This window comes from Streptomyces sp. NBC_01334 (assembly GCF_035983595.1).
Taxonomy (GTDB): Bacteria; Actinomycetota; Actinomycetes; order Streptomycetales; family Streptomycetaceae; genus Streptomyces; species Streptomyces coriariae.
Map to the genome: position 1 here is coordinate 6,697,125 of NZ_CP130718.1, position 25,543 is coordinate 6,722,667.

Sequence of the window (25,543 nt, forward strand, 5' to 3'; positions counted from 1 at the left end):
AGCGAGTCGGCCGATGTGCGGACCCGGGGCCGCCCGCGACGCTGGTGCCATGCCCGTCATCGAAGTCACCGAGCTGCGCAAGTCCTACGACGGCCGTGCGGCCGTCGACGGCGTCTCCTTCACCGTGGAGGAGGGCGAGATCTTCGGGATCCTCGGCCCGAACGGCGCCGGCAAGACCACCACCGTCGAGTGCATCGAGGGCCTGCGGGTGCCGGACGCGGGCCGCGTCCGGGTCACCGGCCTCGACCCCGTCGCCGACCACGAGAAGGCCGCCCGGGTCCTCGGCACCCAGCTCCAGCAGAGCGAGCTCCAGGCGAAACTCACCGTCCGCGAGGCACTGGAGCTGTACGCCGCGCTCTACCCGAGCCCGCTGGACTGGCGTCCGCTCGCCGAACGCCTGGGGCTGACGCCAAGGACGGCCGGATCACGCTGACCGGTACCGACGAGACCGTCAACGCGGTCATCACGCTGCTCGCCCGCAACCGCGTCACCGCCCACCAGTTGCGCGTTCTGGACGCCACGCTCGACGAGGCGTTCCTGGACCTCACGAAGGACGAGGCCGAGGACGCCACGAAGGAGGCAGCGGCATGAGCACCGCCGTACTGAGGACCGAGGTCCGCCTCTTCCGGCGCGAACCCGGTGCCCTCTTCTGGATCCTGGTCTTCCCGACGCTCCTCCTGGTGATCCTCGGCTCCCTCCCGTCCTTCCGGCGGCCGAACGACGACCTCGGCGGGCTGCGCACCGTCGACGCCTACGTCCCGGTGGCCGTCCTGCTCGGCCTGATCGTCGGCGGTCTCCAGTCGATGCCGCAGACCCTCACCGGCTACCGGGAGCGAGGCATCCTGCGCCGGATGTCCTCCACGCCGGTCCGCCCGGCCGCCCTGCTGTCCGCGCAGATGACGGTGTACGGCGGGGCCTCCCTGCTGTCGGCTCTGCCGGTCCTCGTCGTCGGACGGCTCGGCTTCGACGTCCGGCTGCCGGAGCAGCCCTTCGGATACGCCCTCGCCCTGCTGTCGGCCGTCCTGGTCGCCCTGGCTCTCGGATCGGTGGTGTCGGCCCTGTCCCGCACGACGAAGATCGCGGGCGCGATCGGCTCCGCCGTGTTCTTCCCGTCGATGTTCTGCGCGGGCGTGTGGGTGCCGGTGCAGGCCATGCCGGAGGTCCTGGCCCGCATCGTGGGCTGTACCCCCTTCGGAGTGGCCGCGCAGGCCCTGGACCAGGCCGCGGCCGGCCACTGGCCGGGCTGGGGCCACCTGGGCGTGCCGGCGATGTGGATCCTGCTGCTGACGGGCGCCGCGGCCCGCTGGTTCCGTTGGGAGTAGGCGAGGGGCCGTGCAGACTGGGGAGATGACGACGGCGGACCGGCAGATCGAACGGCGCTGGGAGCAGTTGCACACCTGGGGGCCCTACGGGCTGCTCGGCGTCGGTGTCGTTCTGGCGGTCGCCTCCGCCGCCCGGATCGACCGTTCCGCCGAGTGGTACACCGCATGGGGGGGGGACCGCTCAGTCGGTGTACGGCAGCAGCCCGGCCGCGGTCCGTTCCCAGGCCGCCTTCAGCTCGGCGAGCAGCTCGGGCCGGTCCGGGGCGAGGTCGGCCTGTTCACGCGAGTCGGCGGCCAGGTTGTAGAGGTGGTCGGTCTTCGTGGCGTCCTGGTAGTACTTCCAGTCCCCGCGGCGCAGCGCCCGGTTGGCCCGGACCCGCCAGAACAGGTCGTGCTCCGGGAGCCGTTCACCGCGCAGCAGGTATCCGGCGAGGCTCGTGCCGTCCAGCGGATACGCCGGATCGGGGCGGGCGCCCGCCAGTTCCAGCAGGGTCGCCGTCCAGTCGGGGGAGACGTTCGGTTCGTGGCTGACCTGGTGGCCGTCGATGCGGGCGGGCCAGCGGACGATCGTCGGGACCCGGATCCCGCCCTCCAGCAGGACGAACTTCTGGCCGCTGAGGGGCCAGTTGTAGGAATACCGCTCACCGCCGTTGTCGCTGGCGAACAGCACCAGCGTGTTCTCCTCCTGGCCGGAGCGGCGCAGCGCGGTGAGGACCTCGCCGACCGCCGCGTCCAGGCTCTCCACCATCTGCGCGTACTTCTCGACCGAGCCGCCGTCGTAGTGGTTCAGGGCCCGGCCGACCTCTGCCTGGGTCTTCGCGGCCCGGATCTTCGCCGCGATCTCGGCGCCCGTCTCGGCGTCGTCCTCCGCGAGCCAGGGCCAGTGCGGGGTGGTGAAGTTGAGGTTCAGCAGCCACGGCCTGTCGTGGTCCCGGCCGACGTACTCGACCGCCCGCTCGGTGAGGACCTCGGTGTAGTAGCGCAGGTCCTTGTACTCGGCGTCCCCCTCGTAGAGGTCGTAGTCACCGAGCTGGCCCAGCTTGGAGAAGTACTCCAGCACGCCTCCGTGATTGCCGAAGAACTCGTCCCAGCCGGACCTGGTGGGGCTGTAGTCCGGCAGCCAGCCGCAGTGCCACTTGCCGATCAGCGCGGTCGAGTAGCCCGCCTTCTTCAGCAGGGAGGCCAGGGTGGGGTGGTTCGGGTCCAGGCCCTGCGTCTTGTTGGCGATCGGCTCGGCCAGCCCGCCCTTGGTGCGCCCGGGGTACCGCCCGGTGTACAGGCTGAACCGGGTGGGGGAGCAGGTCGCCGACCCCGAGTACGCGTCGGTGAAGCGCACTCCCTGCCGGGCCAGCCGGTCCAGGTTCGGCGTCCTGATGTGCGGGGCGCCGTAGGACGACAGGTCGGCCCAGCCCAGGTCGTCACCGAGGATGACCAGGAGGTTGGGGCGGCGGCCCGGCGCGGCGGAGGCGGTCCGGGCGCGGAAGGGGCGCTCGACGGGGGCGGTCTCGGCGGTGCTCGTGCCGGCGGCCTCGGCGGTGCCGGTACCGGCGGCGACGGCCGTGACCGCGCCGCCGCCGACCAGTCCACCGAACGCACGACGGGATATTTCGGGCATGCGGGATCCTCGCAGCGGGGAGTCGACGAAGGGAGCGAAGGGAGCGAAGGGAGCGAAGGGAGGAGAGCGGAGCAAGGGGGGCAGGAGGAGACAGGGCGTGGCTTCAATGTGATCAGCCGGCCGGCCTCAGGACCAGGAATCCGCCGGGGAGTTCATGGGCCTGCAACGTTGTCCCACCCCACCACCCGCAGCAGCAGCACCGCCCGCCCCGGCACCGTGACCGGCATCCCCGCCGGGTGCGTCACCCCCGGCGCCTCCCCCTGCTCCTCGCTCGACGTGTCGACGACCACCTCGTACCGCTCAGCCCACGGCGCCCCCGGCAGGACGAAGCTCACCGGCCGGTCCCCGGCGTGCAGGACGGCGAGGAAGCTGTCGTCGGTGATCGGCACGCCCCGCTCGTCCCGGCCGGGGATGTCCCGTCCGGACAGGTACATCCCGAGGGTCGCCGCGGGCGCGTACCAGTCCCCTTCGGTCATCTCCGTGCCCCGCTCGGTGAACCAGGCGAGATCCCGCAGTCCGTCCGCCGAATGCGCCCGCCCGGAGAAGAAGGCGCGGCGGCGGAGCACCGGGTGCCGGTGGCGCAGCGCGATCAGCCGGGCGGTCAGGTCGAACAGGGCCCGCCACCCCGGCTCCTCGAGCAGCCCCCAGTCCACCCAGCTGATCTCGTTGTCCTGGCAGTAGGCGTTGTTGTTGCCCCGCTGGGTGCGCCCCAGCTCGTCGCCCGCGACCAGCATCGGCACGCCCGTCGACAGCAGCAGCGTCGTGAGCAGGTTCCGCAGCTGCCTCCGCCGCAGCGCGAGGACCCGCTCGTCGGCCGTCTCGCCCTCGGTGCCGCCGTTCCAGGAGCGGTTGTCGTTCGTACCGTCCCGGTTGCCCTCGCCGTTGGCCTCGTTGTGCTTGCGGTCGTACGACACCAGGTCGCGCAGGGTGAAGCCGTCGTGCGCGGTCACGAAGTTAACCGACGCGTAGGGCCGGCGTCCGCCCCACGCGTACAGGTCGCTCGACCCCGACAGCCGGTAGCCCATCTCCCGCACGTCCGGCAGCGCGTGCCGCCAGAAGTCCCGTACGGCGTCGCGGTAGCGGTCGTTCCACTCCGTCCACAGGGGCGGGAAGGCGCCCACCTGGTAGCCGCCCGAGCCCACGTCCCAGGGTTCGGCGATCAGCTTCACCCGCCGCAGCACCGGGTCCTGCGCGATCACCGCGAGGAACGGGGACAGCATGTCGACGTCGTGCATGGAGCGGGCCAGCGCCGCCGCCAGGTCGAAACGGAAGCCGTCGACGCCCATCTCCGTCACCCAGTAGCGCAGCGAGTCGGTGATCAGCCTCAGCACATGGGGCTGGACCACGTGCAGGGTGTTCCCGCAGCCCGTGTAGTCGGCGTACCTGCGCGCGTCCGACTGCACCCGGTAGTAGCCCCGGTTGTCGATGCCCTTCAGCGACAGCGTCGGCCCCAGCTCGCCGGCCTCCGCCGTGTGGTTGTAGACGACGTCGAGGATCACCTCGATGCCGGCCGCGTGCAGGGCGCGCACCATCCGCTTGAACTCGCCGACCTGCCCGCCCGTCGTCCCGGCGGAGGCGTACGCGGCGTGCGGGGCGAAGTAGCCGATGGAGTTGTAGCCCCAGTAGTTCTTGAGCCCCCTGCGCAGCAGATGGTCCTCGTGCGCGAACTGGTGGACGGGCAGCAGCTCCACCGCCGTGACGCCCAGCTTCACCAGGTGCTCCACGGCCGCCGGGTGCGCCAGCCCGGCGTACGTGCCGCGCAGTTCCTCCGGGATCTCCGGGTGCAGCCGGGTGAAGCCGCGCACATGCAGCTCGTAGATCACCGAGTCCGCCCAGGGCGTCTTCGGGCGGCGGTCGTCGGCCCAGTCGTCGTCGTCGTGCACGACGACGCCCTTGGGGACGTGGGGTGCCGAGTCCCGTTCGTCGCGCACGGTGTCGGCGACCTGCTGCTGGGGCCAGTCACGGACATGCCCGTAGACCTCCGGCGGCAGGCTGAACTCGCCGTCCACCGCCCTGGCGTACGGGTCCAGGAGCAGCTTCGCCGGGTTCCAGCGGCCGCCGGTCCACGGGTCCCAGCGGCCGTGCACCCGGTAGCCGTAGCGCTGGCCCGGCATGATCCCGGGCACGAAGCCGTGCCAGATCTCGTGCGTGAGCTCGGTGAGGCGGGCACGGGTCTCCCGGCCGGCCTCGTCGAACAGGCACAGTTCGACCGACTCCGCCCCACCCGCCCACAGGGCGAAGTTGGTGCCCGCGACCCCGTCCGGGCCGACCCGGAACCGGGCGCCCAGCGGTGTGGACGCGCCCGGCCACACGGGTGGACCCGGCACCTTGCGCGATGCACCGTTCATGACGGTGTCCGGCGTGGCGAGTTCCGCCACCGCCTCCTGCTCGGCTGCGCTGGACACCGTTCAGCCTCCCGCGGCTCATGGAACGACGTGGGAAAAGAGCGCGCGGTGTCCCGGCCGCGGCTCCCCGTCGCGTCGTCCTCCCCCCTTTTCTGCCCAGAGCGGCCCTCGCACTCACGTTTCCCCGGAGCGTGCCCGGTCGTTGGGCACCATGTGAGGCACGTACATGGGCGCGCACGGCGCGCGGGGGTCGCACTGGCCGCCGTACTGACATGGGCAGGACTACTGGCCGGGGCCGCCGGTTGCACCGGCGAGGACAGCCGGAGCGGACTCGACCGGGTGCTCGGCAAACCCCCGGCCCCCGAGGACGTCATCCGCGTCACCCCGGCGGACGGAACGAAAGGGGTACGGCCCGAGGAGCGGCTGTTGGTGCGGGCACCGGGCGGGCGGCTGGAGTCGGTGAAGGTCGTCAGGTCGCAGGACGCCCAGGAGACCCCGGTCCCGGGCAGGATCACCGCGGACGGATCGAGCTGGCGGCCGGACGACGACCGGCTCGGGCTCGCCGCCCGCTACACCGTCGACGCCGTCGCCCTGGACGGCGACGGGAACCGCTCGGCCCGGCACACCACCTTCACCACCTACGTCCCCGAAGAGCGCTTCATCGGCTACGTCACCCCGGAGAACCGCTCCACCGTGGGCACCGGGATGATCGTCTCGCTGGAGTTCAACCGGGAGATCGACAACCGGGCCGCGGTCCAGCGCGCCATCCGGGTCACGGCCGAACCCGCGGTGGACATCCGGCCGCACTGGTTCGGCGACACCCGGCTCGACTTCCGGCCCGAGGAGTACTGGGAGCCCGGCACCCGGGTCACCGTCACGCTCGGGCTGCGGGACGTCGAGGGGGCGCCCGGTGTCTACGGGCTCCAGGACAAGTCGTTCTCCTTCACCGTCGGCCGCAGCCAGGTGTCCCTGGTGGACGCGGCGAAGCACACCATGCAGGTGCGGCGGGACGACGAACTGCTGGCCACCGTGCCGATCACGGCCGGGGCGCCGAAGAACACCACCTACAACGGGAAGATGGTGGTGACCGAGATGCTGGAGCTGACCCGGATGAACGGCGCCACGGTCGGCTTCAAGAAGGCGAACGGCAAGGGCGAGTACGACATTCCGGACGTGCCGCACGCCATGCGGCTGACGAGCTCCGGCACCTTCCTGCACGGCAACTACTGGGCGGAGGACGTCTTCGGCCGGGTCAACGTGAGTCATGGCTGCGTGGGCCTCAGGGACGTCAAGGGGGGCGCGTCGGACACGCCCGCGGGCTGGTTCTTCGACCGCTCGCTCGTCGGTGACGTCATCGAGGTCGTGCACAGCAAGGACAAGCAGGTCGCCCCGGACAACGGGCTCGGCGGCTGGAACATGACCTGGAAGGAGTGGATCGCCGGCGGCGCCCTGAAATGACCTCGCCCCTCGATGCAACCTTCCCCGCGTTCGCACGGTCCTAGTTGGGACTGAACGGTGACAATCTTGGCCCGTCCAGGCCGTTGACCTTGTGGTTAATATGCGGCGAACGCGGGGGACGCGTCGCGGTGCGGGCCCGGGGAGGGCCCGGGGAGTGGGGAGAACGACTTTGAACGTGCGACCGATATCGGGGGCGTCGGTTGGGGGGCGCTCGCGCGGCCGCGACAAGCGGTTGGCGCTGATCGTCGGCGGCCTGCTGCTGGCCGTCACGGCCTGCGGCGGGGGCGGGGACTCGGACTCCGGGTCCACGAAGGACGCGGGCTCCGAAGGCAAGGGCGCCTCGGCCACCGCCGAGAGCAAGCAGTCCGAGGCGGTCGTGACCATCGCCCCGAAGACCGGTGCCAAGGACGTCGACACCAGCGGCGCCCTGAAGGTGACGGCCGCCAAGGGCAAACTGACCGAGGTCGTCGTCAAGGACGACAAGGGGACGGCGGTCGCCGGCGCGATCTCCGCGGACGGCGTCGGCTGGACGCCGGCCACGCACCTCGCCGGGTCCACCAAGTACCAGGTGCACGCGGTCGCGAAGGACTCCGAGGGCCGTACGGCCGCCGAGGACTCGTCCTTCACCACGCTGAGCCCGCAGAACACCTTCACCGGCAACTTCACGCCCGAGGACGGCTCCACGGTCGGTGTCGGCATGCCGTTCTCGGTGCGCTTCACCCGGGGCATCACCCACCCGGACGACGTGGAGAAGGCCATCTCCATCACGACCGTGCCGGCCGTCGACGTCCAGGGCCACTGGTTCGGCAACGACCGTCTCGACTTCCGTCCGGAGAAGTACTGGAAGGCCGGCACCAAGGTCACGGTGAAGCTGAACCTCGACGGCGTCGAGGGCCGCAAGGGCGTCTACGGCAAGCAGGCCAAGACGGTCTCCTTCACCATCGGTCGCGACCAGGTGTCCGTCGTGGACGCCAAGAAGCACACCATGAAGGTCACGCAGGAGGGCAAGGTCGTCAAGACCATTCCGGTCACCACCGGCAAGCCCGGCTACGCCACCTGGAACGGCCAGATGGTCATGAGCGAGAAGTTCACCGTGACCCGCATGAACGGTGACACGGTCGGTTACGACGGCGAGTACGACATCAAGGATGTCCCGCACGCCATCCGCCTGACCGACTCCGGCACCTTCGTGCACGGCAACTACTGGGGCGGCGACGCCTTCGGCAACTACAACGCCAGCCACGGCTGCATCGGCCTGCGGGACGTGCGCGGCGGCTACGACAGCGGTGTGCCGGCCGCGTGGTTCTTCAACCACTCGATGGTCGGCGACGTGGTGGTCGTGAAGAACTCCACCGACCCGACGGTCAACCCGGCCAACGGCCTCAACGGCTGGAACATCCCGTGGGCGGAGTGGACGAAGTAGCACCCGCTCGATGACTGCAGGAAGGGCCCGGCGCCGCGACCCGCGGCACCGGGCCCTTCGTCGTCTCCTCCCTCCGATGTGACCGACCGCACCGACTCCGCCGCCGTTAGTCAGCGTTAACCTGCTGCCATGACCGTGAATCTCGAAGTCGCCGACGGTGTCGGCACGCTGCGTCTCGACCGCCCGCCCATGAACGCGCTGGACGTGGCCACCCAGGACCGGCTCAAGGAGCTCGCCGAGGAGGCGACCCGTCGTGACGACGTACGCGCGGTCGTCGTGTACGGCGGTGAGAAGGTGTTCGCGGCGGGCGCGGACATCAAGGAGATGCAGGAGATGGACCACACCGCGATGGTCCTGCGCGCCCGCGCCCTCCAGGACTCCTTCACGGCGGTGGCCCGCATCCCCAAGCCGGTCGTCGCGGCGGTGACCGGCTACGCGCTGGGCGGCGGCTGCGAGCTCGCGCTCTGCGCGGACTTCAGGATCGCCGGGGACAACGCCAAGCTGGGCCAGCCGGAGATCCTGCTCGGGCTCATCCCCGGGGCCGGCGGCACCCAGCGCCTCTCCCGGCTGGTCGGCCCCTCCAAGGCGAAGGACCTGATCTTCACGGGCCGGATGGTGAAGGCCGACGAGGCACTGGCCCTGGGCCTGGTGGACCGGGTCGTCCCGGCCGCCGACGTGTACACGGAGGCGCACCGCTGGGCCGCGAAGCTGGCACAGGGTCCGGCGATCGCGCTGCGGGCCGCGAAGGAGTCGATCGACACCGGTCTGGAGACCGACATCGAGACGGGTCTGGCGGTCGAACGGAACTGGTTCGCGGGTCTGTTCGCGACCGCCGACCGCGAGATCGGCATGCGCAGCTTCGTCGAGGAAGGCCCGGGCAAGGCCAAGTTCCTGTGAGAGAGGTCTCCTTCAAACTCCCCGGAATCACTTGCAATTGACGGAGCGTCTTATTCGGGTCCCTCGATGGGGCGGTTTATGGGAACCTTAAGGCGACCTTAAGCCTGCCTTGTCGAGTGGCCCCGCCGAGCATCTCCCGGCGAGTTGTCGCCGCAGGTCAGTCCCGGTTTGTCGGGCTTTGAACTGCCCCCGGCATATGCCGATCGATCCATCCGGAACGGTGGATTCCGGGGGGCGTATTCCGTCGGAACGGCCCCGGAGGGGGCTCCGGGCGGCCATGATGGGGGCATGGCGGGGCTGGAGGGCATCGAACAGCCGCGGGGACCGAGCCGTGCGACCGCGGCGCGCTGGTCGCCTGCGGTCGAGGACGAACGGGCGTCGAAGGCGCTGGAGTTGTTCGGCAACCCGACGGACGGCGAGGTTCCGCTGCCGTCCCGCCCCGAGTCCGCCGCCACGGCCCGCCGGCTGGCCCAGGTCGTCGTCCTGCGCCAGTGGGGGCTGACCCCCAAGATGACCGAGGACGTGGTCCTCCTCGTCTCCGAGCTCGTCGGCAACGCCGTACGGCACACCGGTGCCCGGGTCTTCGGCCTCCGGATGCGGCGCCGACGCGGCTGGATCCGGGTCGAGGTCCGCGATCCCTCCCGGGGGCTGCCCTGTCTGATGCCGGTCCAGGAACTGGACGTCAGCGGACGGGGGCTGTTCCTCGTCGACAAACTCTCCGACCGCTGGGGCGTGGATCTGCTGCCCCGAGGCAAGACGACGTGGTTCGAGATGCGGGTCGCCGACCGCTGATGCCCCCGGCGGTCGGCCGGGTATGTGCGGGTGTGTCTCGTGGCCGTCTTCTGGGGGCTGCCGCCCCCAGGCCTCCGCTTCGGCCCTGAGCGGGCCTCGTCCTCGAAGGCCGGACGGGCTGCACACGTATGCCCTGGTGGCGCGCTGCGCTGCGTCAATGGCCAGAATTGCCCCATATCCACCCTTAAATGGTGCGGGTGACCACATCCGACCGTCGTTCCGTGTTGCGGGCGGGCGCCGGGCTCGTCGCCGGGGGTGCGTTCGCGGCCGCGTGCTCGCCCTTCAAGTCCCCTTCCGGCGCCGTCGCCCCGCATGCCCCCGCCTCCGCCTCCGCCTCCCCGGGCCCCGCGGCCCCCACCCGCGCCCCGAAGGCCCCCGCCCGTCCGCTCGCCGCCCCCGCGCCCCGTGCCTTTCCCCGGCAGCCCGCTCAGATCAGCCACGGTCCGAGCGGTCGGTCCCGGGTCGCTCTCACCTTCCACGGTCAGGGGGAGCCCTCCGTCGCCCGGGCCCTGCTCGGGGAAGCCGAGCGGCACGGCGCGCGGGTCACCGTGCTGGCCGTCGGGTCCTGGCTGGACGAACACCCCGGCCTCGCCCGCCGGATTCTCGACGGCGGCCACGACCTCGGCAACCACACCCAGCGCCATCTGGACATCAACGCCATGCCGGAGGCCGAGGCGGCGGCCGAGATCACCGGGTGCGCCGAGCGGCTGCGCAGGCTCACCGGGTCCATCGGCACCTGGTTCCGGCCCTCCCGCGCCACCCGCGCCTCCCCGCTCGTGGCGACGCTGGCCCGCCGCGCCGGCTACCCGCACGTCCTCTCCTACGACGTCGACTCCCTCGACTTCACCTCGCCCGGTGCCGCCGCCGTCGCCCGCAACATCCTCGGCGGGATCCGGGACGGGTCCGTCGTGAGCCTGCACTTCGGGTACGCGGACACGGTCGCCGCGCTCCCCGCCGTACTCGACGAACTCGACCGCCGCGGACTGCGCGCGGTCACCACCACGGAGCTGATCGGCTGATGCACCGCAACCTCGTGAAAAGCGCCCTGCTCTCCGGCGCCGCGCTCACCGTCCTCGCCGCCTGCGGCACCGACGGTGGGGGCGGGGCAGCCGAGGAAGGGCGGAGCGGCGCCACCAAGGCGGCCGCTCCCGCACCGGCGAAGAAGGCCCGCAAGCCCGTCGTCGAAGGCCTGCCCGGCATGCCGCCGGTACTCGACCCCAAGGACGTCTACGCCGCCGACCGCCCCGGCAAGCTCTCCCCGGTGGTCAAGGACTTCCCGTCCCGGGTGTACGTCCCCAACACCGAGTCCGACACCGTCTCCGTCATCGACCCGAAGACGTACGAGGTGATCGAGACCCTCCGGGTGGGGCGGCAGCCGCAGCACGTCGTCCCCTCCTGGGACATGAAGACGCTGTGGGTCAACAACAACCGGGGGCACACCCTCACCCCCATCGACCCGAAGACCGGCAAGGCGGGCAAGTCGGTCGAGGTGCACGACCCGTACAACCTCTACTTCACGCCCAACGGCAAATACGCCGTCGTCATGGCCTCCCTCGACCGTGAACTCGTCTTCCGCGACCCGCACACCATGAAGCGGATCAAGACGGAACCGGTCACCTGCTACGGCGTCAACCACGCCGACTTCTCCCTCGACGGGAGGTACTTCATCGTGTCCTGCGAGTTCAGCGGTGAACTGCTGAAGGTCGACACCGAGAAGATGAAGGTCGTCGGGCAGCAGAGACTGCCCTTCAAGGGCGCCATGCCGCAGGACGTGAAGGTCTCGCCCGACGGGAAGCGGTTCTACATCGCGGACATGATGGCCGACGGGATGTGGATCGTCGACGGCGACACCTTCGGCAAACCGGAGTTCCTGCACACCGGCAAGGGCTGCCACGGGCTGTACATCGGCCGCGACTCCCGAGAGATGTACGTCTCCAACCGCGGCGAGGGCACCGTCTCCGTCTTCGAATTCCACGAGAACGCGCTCACCAAGAAGTGGCGCCTCCCGCACGGCGGCAGCCCCGACATGGGCGGCGTCTCGGCGGACGGCAAGGTGCTGTGGCTGTCGGGGCGGTACAACTCCGAGGTGTACGCCATCGACACCGGCACCGGAGAGCAGCTCGCCCGGATCAAGGTCGGCAGGGGCCCGCACGGTCTGGCCGTCTACCCGCAGCCGGGCCGCTACTCGCTCGGCCACACCGGCATCTTCCGCTAGGGCGCGTCCGACCATCCACCCCGGTCGGGGACACGCCGCCGATCGAGTGATGATCCACGACTCGCCGTCGGGGAACCGACATCGTGCTGCGCATGATCATCAATCGCGTCCGGCGGCGGGTCGCCGCCGCCGTCCTCTCCCTGGGTGCCGTCCTCGCGACCACGGCGGCCGTGCCCGCCGCCGCACCGGCCGAGGTTCCCGCGAAGGCGAGGACGAAGGCCGCCGCACCCGCCTGTCCCCAGTTCGACGACCCCGTCAAGGCCGCCGCCGACCGGCAGGTGGACGTCCCGCGCATCACTCCGGCACCGGTCTGGCGCACGACCTGCGGCACGCTGTGGCGCAGCGACAACCGCGCGCCAGAGGTCATCTTCGACGAGGGCTTCCACCCCAAGGACGTCGTCGACGGCCAGTACGACATCGAGAAGTACGTCCTGCAGAACCAGCCCTCCCCGTACGTCTCCACGACCTACGACCACGACCTCTACAAGCGCTGGAAGTCGAACTACAACTACTACGTCGACGCCCCGGGCGGCATCGACGTCAACCGCACCATCGGCGACACCCACAAGTACGCCGACCAGGTCGAGGTGGCCTTCCCGGGCGGCATCGCACGGCAGTACGTCCTCGGCGCCTGTCCCGTCGACAAGGCCACGAAGACCGAGGTGCTCAGCGGCTGTGTGAGCAACCTGAACTACGTACCGTGGCACTGACCGTCCCGACGCCCGGCTCCCGCCGGACGGTGAGCAGCGCCTCCGCCCCGACCGGCAGATAGCCCGCCGCCTGGAACGCCCGTGTGCTGCGGGCGTTCCCCGGTGAGATCTGAGCCCACACCGGCTCGCCCCCGCCCAGGTGCCGCGCCGCGCCCACCAGGGCCCGGCCCAGCCCCCGGTGCCGTACGCCCTCCTCGACCTCCACGGCGACCTCCAGCCGGCCCGCGACCCCGCGCCCGAGGACGACCACGCCGCCCTCCGCGGCCCACACCCGCACCTCGTCGCGCCGCCTGCGCGAGCTGACCACCCGGGGATGGTCCGGGTCCTCGATCTCCGTCAGCGCGAGGGACGGCGGACCCGGCAGCGGGGAGCCGACCACCAGCGCGTCGACCGTCTCCGCGACCCGGCCCGTGCGGTCCAGCAGGGCCGTCAGGAACCGGGGGCTCAGCGACGCGGCGAGGGCGTCGCAGTCGGCGGCGGCGAGTGTGTCGTGCACCCACGCGGGGTCCTCGTCGACGAAGACCACCGAGTGCGCGGTGAAGGAGAGGACGCCCGCGTCGCGCGGGGAGGGCTGGGACAGGACGGTCGTGCGGCCGTCGGGGGGAGGGAAGACACCGCGCGCGGCCGCGTCGAGAATGTCCCGCAGGTTCCCCACCGCACCGGTTCCCTTCGCGCGCCTTGAGTCTCCACCCACTGGAAGGCCCACACTCACACACATGATCGACGACGGCACCGGACTTTTCACCATCGGAGAGCTGGCCCGTTCCACCGGACTGACCGTGCGCACCATCCGCTACTGGTCCGACGAGGGCGTCCTGACCCCGATGACCCGCTCGGCCGGCGGCTACCGCCTCTACGACGCCGAGTCCGTCGCTCGTCTGGAGCTGATCCGCACCCTGCGCGAGCTGGGCCTCGGGCTGGCCGACGTGCGCCGGGTGCTGGCCGGGGAGCGGACGGTGGCGGAGGTCGCGGCGGCGCACGTGACGGCGCTGGACGCACAGATCGGATCGCTGAAGGTGACCCGGGCCGTGCTGTCGTCCGTGGCGCGACGCGGCTCGACCGCGGAGGAGATGACCCTGATGAACAGACTGGCCCGGCTGTCGGCGGCCGAACGCAAACGGCTTCTGGACGACTTCACGGCGGAGATCTTCGACGGCCTCGACACCGCCGACCCCGACATCCGCACCCGGCTGCGGTTCGCCGCGGCGGATCTGCCGGACGATCCCGCTCCCGAGCAGGTGGACGCCTGGGTGGAGCTGGCCGAGCTGATCCAGGACCCGGAGTTCCGGGTGCTGATGCGGACGATGGTCGAGTTCAACGCGGCGGACCGCGGTCCTGACGTCCCGGCGGGCACGTCCCTGTGGTTCATGAGCCGTCTCGTGCACCTCGGCGGCGCGGCGCTGCGGCAGGGCGTCGCCCCCGGCGACCCGGCGGCCGAGGAGCTTCTGCGGGACCTGCTCGGCGACGCCGACCGGGCCGCCGTCCTGGACCGGCTGACCGCCGCCTCGAACGTACGGGTCGCCCGGTACCGCCACCTGTCGGCGATCGTGAACGGCGTCGGACGCCAGCCCTCGTACGACGAGGAGTTCTCCTGGGTGGTCGCCGCACTCCGCGCTCACCAGGGCCGTTAACCTGACCTGCGTCAGTAGAACAGCGAGTATGACCGCAAGGCATGACGAAGAGGGGCGGATCGGTGGCCGACATCGAAGAAGCGCGCAAGGAGTTCCAGCGGATCGACACGGACGGTGACGGCTTCGTCACCGCGGCCGAGTTCAGGACCGCCCTGGCCCAGGGGGGTGACTGGAACGTCACCGAGTCGGTCGCCGAGGTCATCATCAAGAGCCGCGACCTCGACGGTGACAAGCTCCTCTCGTTCGACGAGTTCTGGGCGCACCTGAACAAGTGAGACGAGCGGAAAGGGGGCGCCTCGCGATGCGGGGCGCCCCCTCCTCATGACCGGCGCTCGATGCGCACGGTCCACCGGCCGCCGTGCCGTTCCAGCGCCGGCGGCAGGTCGAAGCACTTGCCGACCCGGTCGCCGGTGAGGACGTACGCCGCGGGACCCTGGGCGAGGGTGCGGCCGTCGCGCAGGAGCAGGGCGTGGGTGGTGCCCGCGGGGAGTTCCTCCAGGTGGTGGGTGACCAGGACGGCGCCGGCTGCGGATGCGTTGGCACCGAGGAGCGCCCAGTGTTCACCGGCCCGTACGGTGAGGGAGATCTCCTGGAGAACGGGCCGGCCGTCACGGACGACGTGGATGTCCTCGGCGCGCAGTACCTCCCTCATCGCACGCTCGCGCTGTTGACCGCGGACAGCACCGCGCGCACGGGTGCGGCCGTCCCCTCACCTGCACCCCAGGCCCGGTCCTGCGCAAGGGCCTGGTCGACCTCCTGGCCCTGACCGGACTGCGCGTCCAGGAGCCCAACACCGCCGACGGGGCCCACGAGGCGCTGGTCCGCGCCGTCGCGGACGGGGACCCGGGGACCGCGGCGGCCGTCCTCACGGCGGAACTGGAGGATCCGTTCGACGGCTGGTGCCGGGCCGCGGAGAATCTCGAAGGGATCGTCGCGGAGCCGGAATAGCCCGCCGCCGGCCGGGGTTGGCCCCATCAGGTGCATGCATGTGCATCGAATTCGAATCGTCTCGGCCCCGGAAGGCAAGGCCTCTCATGAAGATCGGCATCATCGGCGCGGGCATCATCGGCGCGGGCAACATCGGCGGCAACCTCACCCGGCGTCTCAGCGCGCTCGGCCACGACGTCTCCGTCGCGAACTCCCGCGGCCCGCAGACGCTCAAGGATCTCGCCGAGGAGACGGGAGCGACCCCCGTCACCGTCGAGGAGGCGGCGCGCGGCGCCGAGGTCGTGGTGGTCACGATTCCGCTCAAGGCGATCCCGAGCCTGCCGTCCGGCATCCTGGACGGCGCGGCCGACGGCGTGGCCGTCATCGACACCAACAACTACTACCCGCAGCAGCGCGACGGCCGGATCGCGGAGATCGAGGACGAGGGCCTCACCGAGAGCCGCTGGACCGAACGCCACATCGGCCACCCCGTGATCAAGGCCTTCAACGGCACCTACGCCCAGGACATCCTGGACCGCCCGCTCGCCGCGGGCGACCCCGACCGCGTGGCGCTCCCGGTGGCCGGCGACGACGAGGCGGCGAAGGCGAAGGTTCGCGCCCTGATCGACGAGCTCGGCTTCGACACCGTCGACGCGGGCGGCATCGACGACTCCTGGCGCCAGCAGCCCGACACCCCCGTCTACGGGCTGCGGGCCGGCACCGAGGCGGTCGCCGAGGCTCTGGCCGAGGCGAGCCCGGAACGCCCGGCGACCTTCCGCGGCTAGGACGCGTCTGATCATTCCCGCCGGGCGCGCACTGTCAGTCACGCCCCAGGGCGGGGACTAGACGATCCGCAGGGCGTGGTGCGGCCCGTCCGGCAGCTCGACCGTGATCGAGTCCCCGGGCCGCACCACACCCCCGCTGAGAACCACACTCATGATCCCGGACCTGAAGGCCGGTCGGCCGTCCGGACCCCGACCGACGACCTGCTTCATCAGGCCCTTCCGGAAGTCGTCGATCTGCTTGCAGGGATTCCGCAGCCCGGTCACCTCGACCACGGCCGCTCCGCCGAGCCGCAGCCGCGTCCCGGTGGGCAGCCCGAGCAGGTCGATCCCGCGCGTGGTCACGTTCTCCCCGAGCTGTCCGGCGGCCACCTCGAACCCGGCCGTACGCACCTCCTCGAAGAGCTCCTCGTGTATGAGGTGCACCTGCCGCAGATTCGGCTGCGAGGGATCCTTCTCCATCCGGAACCGGTGTTTCACCGTGGCCCCGGCATGCACGTCCCCCACCACCCCGAGCCCGGCGACCAGCGTGACGCTCTCCCGGTTCGGCTTGGTGAAGGAGTACGTGCCGCTGCTGCTGACAGCGCTGACCGACCCACTCATACGGCGAAGCTCCCCTGTCCCTGCGACCCGCTGCCGGGTCAGCACTCGATGATGTTCACCGCCAGCCCGCCCCGGGCCGTCTCCTTGTACTTGACGCTCATGTCGGCGCCCGTTTCCTTCATCGTCTTGATGACCTTGTCCAGGGACACCTTGTGCGAACCGTCGCCGCGCATCGCCATCCTGGCCGCGGTGACCGCCTTCACCGAGGCCATGCCGTTGCGCTCGATGCACGGGATCTGGACCAGGCCGCCCACGGGGTCGCAGGTCAGGCCGAGGTTGTGTTCCATGCCGATCTCGGCCGCGTTCTCGACCTGCTCGGGGGAGCCGCCGAGGACCTCGGCCAGCGCGCCCGCCGCCATCGAGCAGGCCGAGCCGACCTCGCCCTGGCAGCCGACCTCGGCGCCGGAGATGGAGGCGTTCTCCTTGAAGAGCATGCCGATCGCGCCGGCCGCGAGCAGGAAGCGGACCACTCCGTCCTCATCGGCGCCGGGCACGAAGTTCACGTAGTAGTGCAGGACCGCCGGGATGATGCCGGCCGCGCCGTTCGTGGGGGCCGTCACCACCCTGCCGCCGGCCGCGTTCTCCTCGTTCACCGCCATCGCGTACAGCGTGATCCACTCCATGGAGAGCGCCAACGGGTCACCCTCCGCCCGGAGTTGACGCGCCGTCATGGCTGCCCGACGGCGGACCCGCAGGCCGCCCGGCAGGATGCCCTCGCGGGACATGCCCCGGGACACGCAGGCCTGCATCACCCGCCAGATCTCCAGCAGCCCGTCCCGGATCTCGTCCTCGGTGCGCCAGGCGCGCTCGTTCTCCAGCATCAGCGAGGAGATCGACAGGCCGGTCTCCTTCGCCAGCCGCAGCAGCTCGTCGCCCGTGCGGAAGGGGTACTTCAGGACCGTGTCGTCGAGTTTGATGCGGTCCGCGCCTACCGCGTCCTCGTCCACGACGAAGCCGCCGCCGACCGAGTAGTACGTCTTCGCCAGCAGCTCGGCGCCCTGGGCGTCGTGGGCCCATATCGTCATGCCGTTGGCGTGGTACGGGAGGGTCTTGCGGCGGTGCAGGACCAGGTCGTCGTCGAAGGTGAACGGGATCTCGTGCGAGCCCAGCAGCCGCAACCGGCCGGAGCCCTTGATCTGCTCCACCCGGTCGTCCGCGCCCTCCACGTCCACCGTGCGCGGCGAGGAGCCCTCCAGGCCGAGCAGCACCGCCTTCGGCGTGCCGTGGCCGTGGCCGGTCGCGCCGAGCGAGCCGTACAGCTCGCAGCGCACCGACGCGACGGAGTCCAGCAGGCCCTCGCCCCGCAGCCGCCGGGCGAACATGCGGGCCGCGCGCATCGGGCCGACCGTGTGGGAGCTGGACGGGCCGATGCCGATCGAGAACAGGTCGAAGACCGAGATGGCCACGGGGAACTCCTCAATGCAGGGTGGTGCGGGGTGCCGCCCACACCTCTCAGTGTGCGCGGCACCCGGGAAAAGGAACTACTTGCTCAGACCGGGATACAGCGGGTGCTTGTCGGCCAGGGCGGTGACCCGGGCCTTGAGCGCCGCCGCGTCGGCCGCCGCGAACGGGGACGGCGCCTTCAGCGTCTCGGCGATCACGTCCGCGACCTCGGCGAAGTCCTCGGCGGTGAAGCCGCGGGTCGCGAGGGCGGGCGTGCCGATCCGCAGTCCGGAGGTGACCATCGGGGGGCGCGGGTCGCTCGGGACCGCGTTGCGGTTGACCGTGATGCCGACCTCGTGGAGCCGGTCCTCGGCCTGCTGACCGTCCAGCTCGGACTCGCGCAGGTCGACCAGGATCAGGTGCACGTCGGTGCCGCCGGACAGGACGTTCACCCCGGCCGCGCGGGCGTCCGGCGCGGTCAGCCGCTCGGCGAGGATCTTCGCGCCCTCGACCGTGCGGGCCTGACGCTCCCGGAAGTCCTCGCTCGCCGCGACCTTGAAGGAGACCGCCTTGGCCGCGATCACGTGCTCCAGGGGGCCGCCCTGGAAGCCCGGGAAGACCGAAGAGTTCAGCTTCTTCGCGAACTCCTTCTTCGCGAGGATGATGCCGCCGCGGGGACCGCCCAGCGTCTTGTGGGTGGTGGACGTGACGACGTCGGCGTACTCCACCGGGTTCGGGTGGAGACCGGCCGCGACCAGACCCGCGAAGTGCGCCATGTCGACCCACAGGAAGGCCTCGACCTCGTCCGCGATCCGACGGAACTCCGCGAAGTCCAGCTGCCGCGGGTACGCCGACCAGCCCGCGATGATCACCTTCGGGCGGTGCTCCTTGGCGAGCCGCTCGACCTCGGCCATGTCGACCAGGCCGGCGTCGTCCACGTGGTAGGCGACCACGTCGAACTGCTTGCCGGAGAAGTTCAGCCGCATGCCGTGGGTCAGGTGACCGCCGTGCGCCAGGTCCAGGCCGAGGATCGTGTCGCCGGGCTGGGCCATCGCGAACAGCGCGGCCTGGTTGGCGGAGGCACCCGAGTGCGGCTGCACGTTGGCGTACTCGGCGCCGAACAGCTCCTTGATCCGGTCGATCGCGATCTGCTCGGCCACGTCGACGTGCTCGCAGCCGCCGTAGTAGCGGCGGCCCGGGTAGCCCTCGGCGTACTTGTTGGTCAGGACCGAGCCCTGCGCCTCCATCACCGCGAGCGGAGCGAAGTTCTCCGAGGCGATCATCTCGAGCGTGGACTGCTGGCGGTTCAGCTCGGCGTCGACCGCGGCGGCGATCTCCGGGTCGAGCTCGTGCAGGGGCGTGTTCAGGACGGACATGCGTCTACGACTCCTCAGCCGGCGGTGAAGGCGGTGTATTCGTCGGCGGTGAGCAGGTCGTCCTGCTCGCCCGCCGTGCGTACCTTGAACAGCCATCCGCCCTCGAAGGGAGCGGAGTTCACCAGCGCCGGGTCGTCGACGACGTCCTGGTTGACCTCGACGATCTCGCCGGAGACCGGCGCGTACAGCTCGCTGACCGACTTGGTCGACTCCAGCTCGCCGCAGGTCTCGCCCGCGGTCACCGTGTCACCGACCTCCGGGAGCTGTACGAAGACCACGTCGCCGAGCGCGTTGGCCGCGTGCTCCGTGATGCCGACCGTCGAGACGCCGTCCTCGGCGACCGACAGCCACTCGTGCTCCTTGCTGTAGCGCAGCTGCTGGGGGTTGCTCATGGCTTGAATTCTCCTGTACGCGGGAGGGTGCTGGTGAATGGGGGACTGCGGGAAACGCACGTGGGCAGCGGAATGTGCGCAGGGTCACGCGCGGGCGGGCGCCAACGCGCCCAGTGTCTACTTCCGGCGCTTGTAGAACGGCAGCGCCACGACCTCGTACGGCTCGTGGCTGCCTCGGATGTCCACGCCGACGCCCGCCGTCCCCGGCGCCGCGTGGGCTGCGTCGACGTACGCCATCGCGATCGGCTTGCCGAGGGTGGGGGAGGGGGCGCCGGAGGTGACCTCGCCGATCACCTCGCCACCGGCGACGACGGCGAACCCGGCGCGCGGGACCCGACGGCCCTCGGCGACCAGGCCGACGAGGACGCGCGGGGGCTGCGAGGCGGCGCGCTCGGCGGCCGCCTCCAGCGCCGTACGCCCGACGAAGTCGCCGTCCTTGTCGAACTTCACCACCCGGCCGAGCCCCGCGTCGAACGGGGTGAGGGAGGTGCTCAGCTCGTGCCCGTACAGCGGCATGCCCGCCTCCAGGCGCAGCGTGTCCCGGCAGGACAGACCGCAGGGCACCAGTCCGACGCCCTCGCCGGCCTTGGTCAGCGCCTGCCACAGCTCGACGGCGTGCTCCGGCCGGACGAACAGTTCGAAGCCGTCCTCGCCGGTGTAACCGGTGCGTGCGATGAGGGCGGGGACGCCGGCGACGGTGCCGGGCAGACCGGCGTAGTACTTCAGGCCGTCCAGGTCGGCGTCGGTGACGGCGGCGAGGATGCCGGGGGACTCGGGGCCCTGCACGGCGATCAGCGCGTAGGCGTCACGGTCGTCGCGGACCTCCGCGTCGAAGCCCGCGGCGCGCTCGGCCAGCGCGTCCAGTACGACCTGCGCGTTGGAGGCGTTGGCCACCACCATGAACTCGGTGTCGGCCAGCCGGTAGACGATCAGGTCGTCCAGGATGCCGCCGTCCGTCCGGCAGATCATCGTGTAGCGGGCGCGGCCGTTCTTGACCGCCCCGATGTTGCCCACCAGGGCGAAGTCGAGAAGGGCGGCGGCCTGCGGGCCGGTGACGGTGATCTCGCCCATGTGCGACAGGTCGAAGAGCCCGGCCCTGGTGCGGACGGCGTGGTGCTCGTCGCGCTCGGAGCCGTAGCGCAGGGGCATGTCCCAGCCGGCGAAGTCGGTCATCGTCGCGCCGAGCGCACGATGCACCGCGTCGAGGGCGGTGTGGCGCTGCGCGGCGGTCTGGTCGGATGCGGGGTCGGTACTGCTCATCGGGCGTTCGTCTCCCAAGGCATGACGGCACGGCGAGGTCGTTCCTCCCCATCTGTCATCGGAACCTGAGAGGTTCGCCATGACGGCCCGCGACGGGATCGGTCATGACTTGCACCTTGGGTGGGGCCACTGCAGACAGCGGCCCGCTTTTCAGATGTGCCTCGCCCGCGCGGTAACGGGGCCTGAGAGATTCAAGGGAGGGACTTGCTCCTTCGGCGCCCCAGCGAAGCTGCTGCTGAGGACTCTCCCGCGCGGATTCAAACGGCCGGTATGCAGTTGGCGCGGCCATCATTGCACGGCTCGCCCCGATCACGGCAGGCCGCATCTGTAACCGGCTTGTGTCGGTACGCGCACGAAATCGCCGGGCGTGGCGCATTACCTTCTCTTTACGCTCGGTGGGGATGAGGACACCATCTGACCCCAGGGGAGGACGATCACGGTGAACAGGACGACCAGGGCGAGGTCCACGGCATTCGCGACCGGCTCGGGGATCGCGCTGCCCGCGCAGCCCGTCGCCCCGACCCGGGAGGCGTGCGGCCCGCAGTCGGCGCCCGTCGTCCGCGACCTGCGCGAGCGGGCCGGCCGCAGCCCGCACGGCCTGCTCTTCGGTCCCCGTGACCTGGTCGTGGTCACCGGTCTGCCCGGCAGCGGCAAGTCCACCCTCATGCGGCGGACCGTGCAGGGCATCCGCGTCGACTCCCAGGACACCCGGGACCGCTGGGACGCCCGCGCCCCCCGCTTCCTGCCCTACGGCCTCTACCGCCCCCTCGTCCGGCTCGCCCACTACGCCGGACTGCGCCGGGCGCTGCGCAGCGGCGAGGGCGTCGTCGTGCACGACTGCGGTACCCAGGCCTGGGTGCGTGACTGGCTGGCCCGCGAGGCCCGCCGCCGCGGCGGCACCCTCCACCTGCTGCTGCTGGACGTCGCCGCGGACACGGCCCTGGAGGGGCAGCGCGAGCGCGGCCGGGGCGTCTCCCGGTACGCGTTCCTGCGCCACCGCCACGCCGCCGCCCGGCTGGCGCGCTCGGTGGAGAAGGGCCGGCTGCCCCAGGGCTGCGGCTCGGCGGTGCTGCTCGACCGCGCGGCGGCCGACACGCTGCGCCGCATCGGTTTCACGGGCTAGGTCGTGTCCGCAAAGTCCCGCGACTCCGGCAAGATCCGGAAGACAGGCTTCAGGGCTCGGGTGCGACCCCCGGTACCCGCTAGCCTTTCAGCCACAGCGAAGTGAGCGGTTCTCAGCAGGCGGTAGGCAGATGGATTTCCCCCCGGCGAACTTTCCGACGGACTTCTCCGCGGACTTTCCGGCGCAGGCACACCCCCATCCGCACGGCGGATGGCCCGGCAACGAGCTGGAGGAGGTGCTCTCCGTCTCCCTCGGCGTGCCGGGAGCCGGCGGCCGGATCGTCGAGGTGCTCGGACGCAGCTTCGTCTGGGTGCCGCTGCCCGGTGGCGGCGGCCCGCACAGCGGCCCCCTCGACCTGCCCACGATGGAGATCGAGGGCCAGGTGTACGTGCCGGTCTTCAGCTCCGAGGAGCAGTTCCGGCAGGTCGTCGGCTCGCACATGTCGTTCACGATCGCTCCGGCGGTGGAGTTCGCCCGGGGGCTGCCCCCGCAGGTGGGCATCCTGGTGAACCCGGACGGCGTGGTCGGTGTCCCGCTGCCCCCGCCGGCCGTGGCCGAGCTCTGCCGGGCGGGCCGCACCCCGCTGGACGGCACCGCGGCCGGCGGCCGGGTCCGCCTCTACGAGCCCGACTGGCAGGACGACCCGATGGACTTCCTGGCCGCGGCCTCGGCCGAGTTCGAGGCCACGGGCGTGGTCCGCACGGCCCGCCGCTGCCTGGCCGCCATCGAGACGGCGGACCCGGTGATGTTCGTGGGCGTGGAACTCTCCCAGATGGAAGGCGACCTGAGGGCCCTGCCGCTGGAGGCCCTGGGCAGGGCTCTGGGCAGGACCTCGGCCCCCTGGCCGGTCAACCTGGTCCTCCTGGACGTCGCCCAGGACCCGGTGGGCGACTGGCTGCGAGCCCGCGTCCGCCCCTTCTACACGAGGGACCGGTGAACCCACCCGAGGGGCGCGGGGCCGCTTCCGGGTGCGGCCCCGCCGCGGGGCGTGCCCGGCCACGCACGATCCGCAGCCCGAAGATCACGGCAAGCCTCGAGCTCTCAACGGCCGGACCAGCGGAGCGCCTAAGCTGGACTCCGACGCGGGGCAACTTCTCGAAGGGGCGATAAAAAGTGAGCGCTGGCACTGCCGCGACCGGCTCGGTCGAGCACATGCTGCGCCAGGTCACGCCCGGGCGCTACGACGCCTACGAGGCGCTCCTGCGCGCGCTCGCGACCCCCTCCTCCGGCCAGGTCTGGATGCTGCTGTGGCACGGCCAGGCCGGCTCCCCGGACGCCCAGTACGGAAACATGGAGGTCGAAGGCCACGGCTACGCCCCCTGCGTCACCTCCGCCCAGGAGCTCAGCGCGAGTGGCTGGAACAGGTCGTACGAGGTGGTCGACGGGCTGGACGTGGCCCGCACCCTCTACCCCGACCACTACGGCCTCTGGCTGAACCCGCACGCCCCCGGCGGCGGGGTCGGCATCCCGTGGCTGGACCTGCGCCGGATCGCCACCGGTCTGGAGCGCCAGCCGGCCGGGCCGCTGCGGCTGTCCGAACCGGGCATCGAGATCCCGCAGTTCTACGCGCTGCTCGCGCAGAACGCCCACCGTACCCCGGCGGTCCGCGCGTTGCGCCGCGCCTGGGTGCAGCCGGCGCTCGGTGCGCCCTATCTGGCCATCGGGCTCGACGTGTACGACTCCTCCCCGCCGGCCGTGGACGCCGTACGGGCGATGATGCAGCAGTCCATCGGGGCCGTGCCGGACGGGCTGCCGGTGTCGACGGTCGCCATGACGGACGAGTACGACCCCGTCGTGATGTGGATGCGTGCCACCGCCCGGCCCTTCTACGACCGTGAGGCGCACGCCCCTGCCCCGGCCCAGGCTCCCGCCGGCGGCTACGGGTATCCGCCCACCGGACGTTACTGACCCCCGGCACGGGTCCGCCATAAAGTGGAGACCGGACTTCTTCGCGCGTAGATGAAGGCGATTGGTCCGTTTTTAGCCCGATCTGCCCCAATAAGCCACTGTCCGGGGGGCGTTACCCGCCGTCCGGATAACGGAACCCCACTACCCGGATCACGTTTACGCATCCATTCACTGCCAAGTCTGGCAACAGATCGCCAAAGCGTTGAAGACTCCCGCTCCAGGGGACTTATCCCCTGCGTATTACGGACTGATCACGCCGCTACAGCGGCAAGTGCGGGCCGGCTACCGCCGGTTGAGAGGGGTCCCTGCCAGATGACGGCACCATTGCACGAGCCGACCGCGGAAGCGGCCCCGAGCGCGGCCGAGGAAGCGTCGGTCGCCTCCAGCGGCGCCAAGGCCGTTCAGGGCCGTTCCCTGGGCCGGATCGCCTGGGAGCGCCTCAAGCGGGACAAGCTCGCCCTCACGGGCGGCGTCGTCGTGCTCGTCCTGGTCGTGGTCGCGCTCCTCGCGCCGGTCATCACCGGGCTGCTCGGGCAGGACCCGAACGAGTACCACGAGAACCTCATCGACCCGCTCTTCGGTACGCCCACGGGCTCCCTGGGCGGCGTCAGCGGCGACCACCTGCTCGGTGTCGAGCCGGTCAACGGCCGCGACATCTTCGCCCGCATCCTCTACGGCGCCCGGATCTCGCTGCTGGTCGGCTTCCTGTCGGCCGTGGTCGCGGTGATCCTCGGAACGGTGCTGGGCATCCTCGCCGGCTTCTTCGGCGGCTGGGTCGACTCCCTCATCAGCCGGGTGATGGACGGTCTGCTCGCCTTCCCGCAGCTGCTCTTCATCATCGCGCTGGTCTCCGTCATGCCGAACGACCTGCTCGGCCTCTCCGGTTCGAGCGTGCGTGTCTTCGTGATGATCCTGGTCATCGGCTTCTTCGGCTGGCCCTACATCGGACGCGTGGTGCGCGGCCAGACGCTCTCGCTGCGTGAGCGCGAGTACGTCGAGGCCGCCCGATCGCTGGGCGCGGGGCGGCTGTACATCCTGTTCAAGGAACTGCTGCCCAACCTGGTCGCCCCGATCGTCGTGTACACGACGATGATGATCCCCACCAACATCCTCACCGAGGCGGCGCTCAGCTTCCTGGGCGTCGGCGTCAAGCCGCCCACCGCCTCGTGGGGACAGATGCTCTCGAGCGCGATCGACTACTACGAGTCCGACCCCATGTACATGGTGGTCCCGGGTGTGGCGATCTTCATCACCGTGCTGGCCTTCAACCTCTTCGGTGACGGCGTCCGGGACGCGCTGGACCCGAAGGCCTCCCGCTGATCCGCCCCCTCGGGGATCCGCGAGAACAGCGAGCCGCAGAACCGCCGAAACACGGCGCCCC

Annotated in this window: 25 protein-coding genes, 1 pseudogene and 2 riboswitches; of the genes and pseudogenes, 16 read left to right on the forward strand and 10 right to left on the reverse strand. The window is 71.1% G+C overall.

Going from position 1 to position 25,543, the window contains the following annotated elements:
• Positions 1–49: 49 nt before the first annotated feature.
• Together OG736_RS30200 and OG736_RS30205 are read left to right on the forward strand one after the other, a co-directional pair.
• Positions 50–415 (forward strand): annotated as a pseudogene (locus tag OG736_RS30200) (ATP-binding cassette domain-containing protein); the annotation flags it as partial.
• Positions 416–587: 172 nt separating this feature from the next.
• Positions 588–1,322, forward strand: a complete 735-nt coding sequence (locus tag OG736_RS30205) for an ABC transporter permease (protein ID WP_327185176.1) — start codon at positions 588–590, stop codon at positions 1,320–1,322.
• 181 nt (positions 1,323–1,503) lie between these two features.
• Here the strand turns inward: OG736_RS30205 and OG736_RS30215 are convergent, their stop codons facing one another.
• Positions 1,504–2,937: a sulfatase family protein gene (locus OG736_RS30215; protein ID WP_327185177.1), complete on the reverse strand. Its 1,434-nt coding sequence runs from the start codon at positions 2,935–2,937 to the stop codon at positions 1,504–1,506.
• Positions 2,938–3,089: 152 nt separating this feature from the next.
• Positions 3,090–5,342, reverse strand: a complete 2,253-nt coding sequence (glgX, locus tag OG736_RS30220; protein WP_327185178.1) for a glycogen debranching protein GlgX — start codon at positions 5,340–5,342, stop codon at positions 3,090–3,092.
• 153 nt (positions 5,343–5,495) lie between these two features.
• On the opposite strand from glgX, the gene OG736_RS30225 reads away from it, so the two are divergent.
• From OG736_RS30225 to OG736_RS30255, 7 genes are all read left to right on the forward strand, one after another.
• The gene (locus OG736_RS30225) at positions 5,496–6,740 is read left to right on the forward strand and encodes a L,D-transpeptidase (protein ID WP_327185179.1); all 1,245 of its coding nucleotides are present in this window, start codon (positions 5,496–5,498) and stop codon (positions 6,738–6,740) included.
• A 169-nt stretch (positions 6,741–6,909) separates the two neighbouring features.
• Complete coding sequence (locus OG736_RS30230) at positions 6,910–8,163, forward strand: L,D-transpeptidase (RefSeq protein ID WP_442817094.1); 1,254 nt, start codon at positions 6,910–6,912, stop codon at positions 8,161–8,163.
• Positions 8,164–8,292: 129 nt separating this feature from the next.
• A complete protein-coding gene (locus tag OG736_RS30235) occupies positions 8,293–9,060 on the forward strand; it encodes an enoyl-CoA hydratase/isomerase family protein (protein ID WP_327185180.1) in 768 nt (255 codons plus the stop codon).
• A 288-nt stretch (positions 9,061–9,348) separates the two neighbouring features.
• Positions 9,349–9,852, forward strand: coding sequence for an ATP-binding protein (locus tag OG736_RS30240; RefSeq protein WP_267018340.1), 504 nt, complete (start codon positions 9,349–9,351; stop codon positions 9,850–9,852).
• Between the two features lie 188 nt (positions 9,853–10,040).
• Positions 10,041–10,871 (forward strand): polysaccharide deacetylase family protein, encoded by an 831-nt coding sequence (locus OG736_RS30245; RefSeq protein WP_327185181.1) that lies wholly within the window; start codon positions 10,041–10,043, stop codon positions 10,869–10,871.
• Positions 10,871–12,067: a YVTN family beta-propeller repeat protein gene (locus OG736_RS30250; protein WP_327185182.1), complete on the forward strand. Its 1,197-nt coding sequence runs from the start codon at positions 10,871–10,873 to the stop codon at positions 12,065–12,067. The genes OG736_RS30245 and OG736_RS30250 overlap by 1 nt, the downstream gene beginning before the upstream one ends.
• Positions 12,068–12,159: 92 nt before the next feature.
• Positions 12,160–12,777, forward strand: coding sequence for an ADP-ribosyltransferase (locus OG736_RS30255; RefSeq protein ID WP_327185183.1), 618 nt, complete (start codon positions 12,160–12,162; stop codon positions 12,775–12,777).
• Here the strand turns inward: OG736_RS30255 and OG736_RS30260 are convergent.
• Complete coding sequence (locus tag OG736_RS30260) at positions 12,734–13,432, reverse strand: GNAT family N-acetyltransferase (protein ID WP_327185184.1); 699 nt, start codon at positions 13,430–13,432, stop codon at positions 12,734–12,736. The genes OG736_RS30255 and OG736_RS30260 overlap by 44 nt on opposite strands.
• 61 nt (positions 13,433–13,493) lie before the next feature.
• On the opposite strand from OG736_RS30260, the gene OG736_RS30265 reads away from it, so the two are divergent.
• Complete coding sequence (locus OG736_RS30265) at positions 13,494–14,408, forward strand: helix-turn-helix domain-containing protein (RefSeq protein WP_327185185.1); 915 nt, start codon at positions 13,494–13,496, stop codon at positions 14,406–14,408.
• Between the two features lie 62 nt (positions 14,409–14,470).
• Positions 14,471–14,683: an EF-hand domain-containing protein gene (locus OG736_RS30270; RefSeq protein ID WP_327187751.1), complete on the forward strand. Its 213-nt coding sequence runs from the start codon at positions 14,471–14,473 to the stop codon at positions 14,681–14,683.
• 44 nt (positions 14,684–14,727) lie between these two features.
• Here the strand turns inward: OG736_RS30270 and OG736_RS30275 are convergent, their stop codons facing one another.
• Together OG736_RS30275 and OG736_RS30280 are read right to left on the reverse strand one after the other, a co-directional pair.
• Entirely contained in the window at positions 14,728–15,060 is a 333-nt protein-coding gene (locus OG736_RS30275; protein ID WP_327185186.1) for an ATP-binding cassette domain-containing protein, read from the reverse strand.
• Positions 15,057–15,383: a hypothetical protein gene (locus OG736_RS30280; protein WP_327185187.1), complete on the reverse strand. Its 327-nt coding sequence runs from the start codon at positions 15,381–15,383 to the stop codon at positions 15,057–15,059. The genes OG736_RS30275 and OG736_RS30280 overlap by 4 nt, the downstream gene beginning before the upstream one ends.
• A 74-nt stretch (positions 15,384–15,457) precedes the next feature.
• Between OG736_RS30280 and OG736_RS30285 the strand changes: the two genes are divergently transcribed.
• Positions 15,458–16,120, forward strand: a complete 663-nt coding sequence (locus tag OG736_RS30285) for an NADPH-dependent F420 reductase (RefSeq protein WP_442817198.1) — start codon at positions 15,458–15,460, stop codon at positions 16,118–16,120.
• A 57-nt stretch (positions 16,121–16,177) separates the two neighbouring features.
• Here the strand turns inward: OG736_RS30285 and OG736_RS30290 are convergent, their stop codons facing one another.
• The 5 genes from OG736_RS30290 to gcvT form a co-directional block, all read right to left on the reverse strand.
• Positions 16,178–16,720 (reverse strand): MOSC domain-containing protein, encoded by a 543-nt coding sequence (locus tag OG736_RS30290; RefSeq protein ID WP_327185189.1) that lies wholly within the window; start codon positions 16,718–16,720, stop codon positions 16,178–16,180.
• A gap of 38 nt (positions 16,721–16,758) precedes the next feature.
• Entirely contained in the window at positions 16,759–18,126 is a 1,368-nt protein-coding gene (locus tag OG736_RS30295; RefSeq protein ID WP_327185190.1) for an L-serine ammonia-lyase, read from the reverse strand.
• Positions 18,127–18,201: 75 nt separating this feature from the next.
• On the reverse strand, positions 18,202–19,479 hold the full coding sequence (glyA, locus tag OG736_RS30300) for a serine hydroxymethyltransferase (RefSeq protein WP_327185191.1): 1,278 nt from the start codon (positions 19,477–19,479) through the stop codon (positions 18,202–18,204).
• A gap of 14 nt (positions 19,480–19,493) precedes the next feature.
• Complete coding sequence (gcvH, locus tag OG736_RS30305; RefSeq protein ID WP_020131386.1) at positions 19,494–19,871, reverse strand: glycine cleavage system protein GcvH; 378 nt, start codon at positions 19,869–19,871, stop codon at positions 19,494–19,496.
• Between the two features lie 117 nt (positions 19,872–19,988).
• The gene (gcvT, locus tag OG736_RS30310; protein ID WP_327185192.1) at positions 19,989–21,131 is read right to left on the reverse strand and encodes a glycine cleavage system aminomethyltransferase GcvT; all 1,143 of its coding nucleotides are present in this window, start codon (positions 21,129–21,131) and stop codon (positions 19,989–19,991) included.
• A 42-nt stretch (positions 21,132–21,173) separates the two neighbouring features.
• Positions 21,174–21,291, reverse strand: a riboswitch (glycine riboswitch).
• A riboswitch (glycine riboswitch) is annotated at positions 21,292–21,391 on the reverse strand. It lies immediately after the preceding riboswitch.
• Between the two features lie 173 nt (positions 21,392–21,564).
• On the opposite strand from gcvT, the gene OG736_RS30315 reads away from it, so the two are divergent.
• From OG736_RS30315 to OG736_RS30330, 4 genes are all read left to right on the forward strand, one after another.
• Positions 21,565–22,254: an AAA family ATPase gene (locus tag OG736_RS30315; RefSeq protein WP_327187752.1), complete on the forward strand. Its 690-nt coding sequence runs from the start codon at positions 21,565–21,567 to the stop codon at positions 22,252–22,254.
• 130 nt (positions 22,255–22,384) lie between these two features.
• Complete coding sequence (locus tag OG736_RS30320) at positions 22,385–23,191, forward strand: enhanced serine sensitivity protein SseB (protein WP_327185193.1); 807 nt, start codon at positions 22,385–22,387, stop codon at positions 23,189–23,191.
• Between the two features lie 215 nt (positions 23,192–23,406).
• Positions 23,407–24,162 carry an enhanced serine sensitivity protein SseB C-terminal domain-containing protein gene (locus tag OG736_RS30325; protein WP_020131390.1) on the forward strand — a complete coding sequence of 252 codons (756 nt, stop codon included), beginning with the start codon at positions 23,407–23,409 and terminating at the stop codon, positions 24,160–24,162.
• Between the two features lie 312 nt (positions 24,163–24,474).
• Positions 24,475–25,482, forward strand: a complete 1,008-nt coding sequence (locus OG736_RS30330; protein ID WP_028807105.1) for an ABC transporter permease — start codon at positions 24,475–24,477, stop codon at positions 25,480–25,482.
• Positions 25,483–25,543: the final 61 nt, after the last annotated feature.

Excerpts from the sequence above, each read along its gene's own strand:
- OG736_RS30205 (WP_327185176.1), top strand. The coding sequence starts at position 588 with ATGAGCACCGCCGTACTGAGGACCGAGGTCCGCCTCTTCCGGCGCGAA.
- OG736_RS30215 (WP_327185177.1), bottom strand. The coding sequence starts at position 2,937 with ATGCCCGAAATATCCCGTCGTGCGTTCGGTGGACTGGTCGGCGGCGGC.
- OG736_RS30235 (WP_327185180.1), top strand. The coding sequence starts at position 8,293 with ATGACCGTGAATCTCGAAGTCGCCGACGGTGTCGGCACGCTGCGTCTC.
- OG736_RS30240 (WP_267018340.1), top strand. The coding sequence starts at position 9,349 with ATGGCGGGGCTGGAGGGCATCGAACAGCCGCGGGGACCGAGCCGTGCG.
- OG736_RS30245 (WP_327185181.1), top strand. The coding sequence starts at position 10,041 with ATGGTGCGGGTGACCACATCCGACCGTCGTTCCGTGTTGCGGGCGGGC.
- OG736_RS30250 (WP_327185182.1), top strand. The coding sequence starts at position 10,871 with ATGCACCGCAACCTCGTGAAAAGCGCCCTGCTCTCCGGCGCCGCGCTC.
- OG736_RS30255 (WP_327185183.1), top strand. The coding sequence starts at position 12,160 with ATGATCATCAATCGCGTCCGGCGGCGGGTCGCCGCCGCCGTCCTCTCC.
- OG736_RS30265 (WP_327185185.1), top strand. The coding sequence starts at position 13,494 with ATGATCGACGACGGCACCGGACTTTTCACCATCGGAGAGCTGGCCCGT.
- OG736_RS30275 (WP_327185186.1), bottom strand. The coding sequence starts at position 15,060 with ATGAGGGAGGTACTGCGCGCCGAGGACATCCACGTCGTCCGTGACGGC.
- OG736_RS30280 (WP_327185187.1), bottom strand. The coding sequence starts at position 15,383 with ATGGGGCCAACCCCGGCCGGCGGCGGGCTATTCCGGCTCCGCGACGAT.
- OG736_RS30290 (WP_327185189.1), bottom strand. The coding sequence starts at position 16,720 with ATGAGTGGGTCGGTCAGCGCTGTCAGCAGCAGCGGCACGTACTCCTTC.
- glyA (WP_327185191.1), bottom strand. The coding sequence starts at position 19,479 with ATGTCCGTCCTGAACACGCCCCTGCACGAGCTCGACCCGGAGATCGCC.
- gcvH (WP_020131386.1), bottom strand. The coding sequence starts at position 19,871 with ATGAGCAACCCCCAGCAGCTGCGCTACAGCAAGGAGCACGAGTGGCTG.
- gcvT (WP_327185192.1), bottom strand. The coding sequence starts at position 21,131 with ATGAGCAGTACCGACCCCGCATCCGACCAGACCGCCGCGCAGCGCCAC.
- OG736_RS30320 (WP_327185193.1), top strand. The coding sequence starts at position 22,385 with ATGGATTTCCCCCCGGCGAACTTTCCGACGGACTTCTCCGCGGACTTT.
- OG736_RS30325 (WP_020131390.1), top strand. The coding sequence starts at position 23,407 with ATGCTGCGCCAGGTCACGCCCGGGCGCTACGACGCCTACGAGGCGCTC.
- OG736_RS30330 (WP_028807105.1), top strand. The coding sequence starts at position 24,475 with ATGACGGCACCATTGCACGAGCCGACCGCGGAAGCGGCCCCGAGCGCG.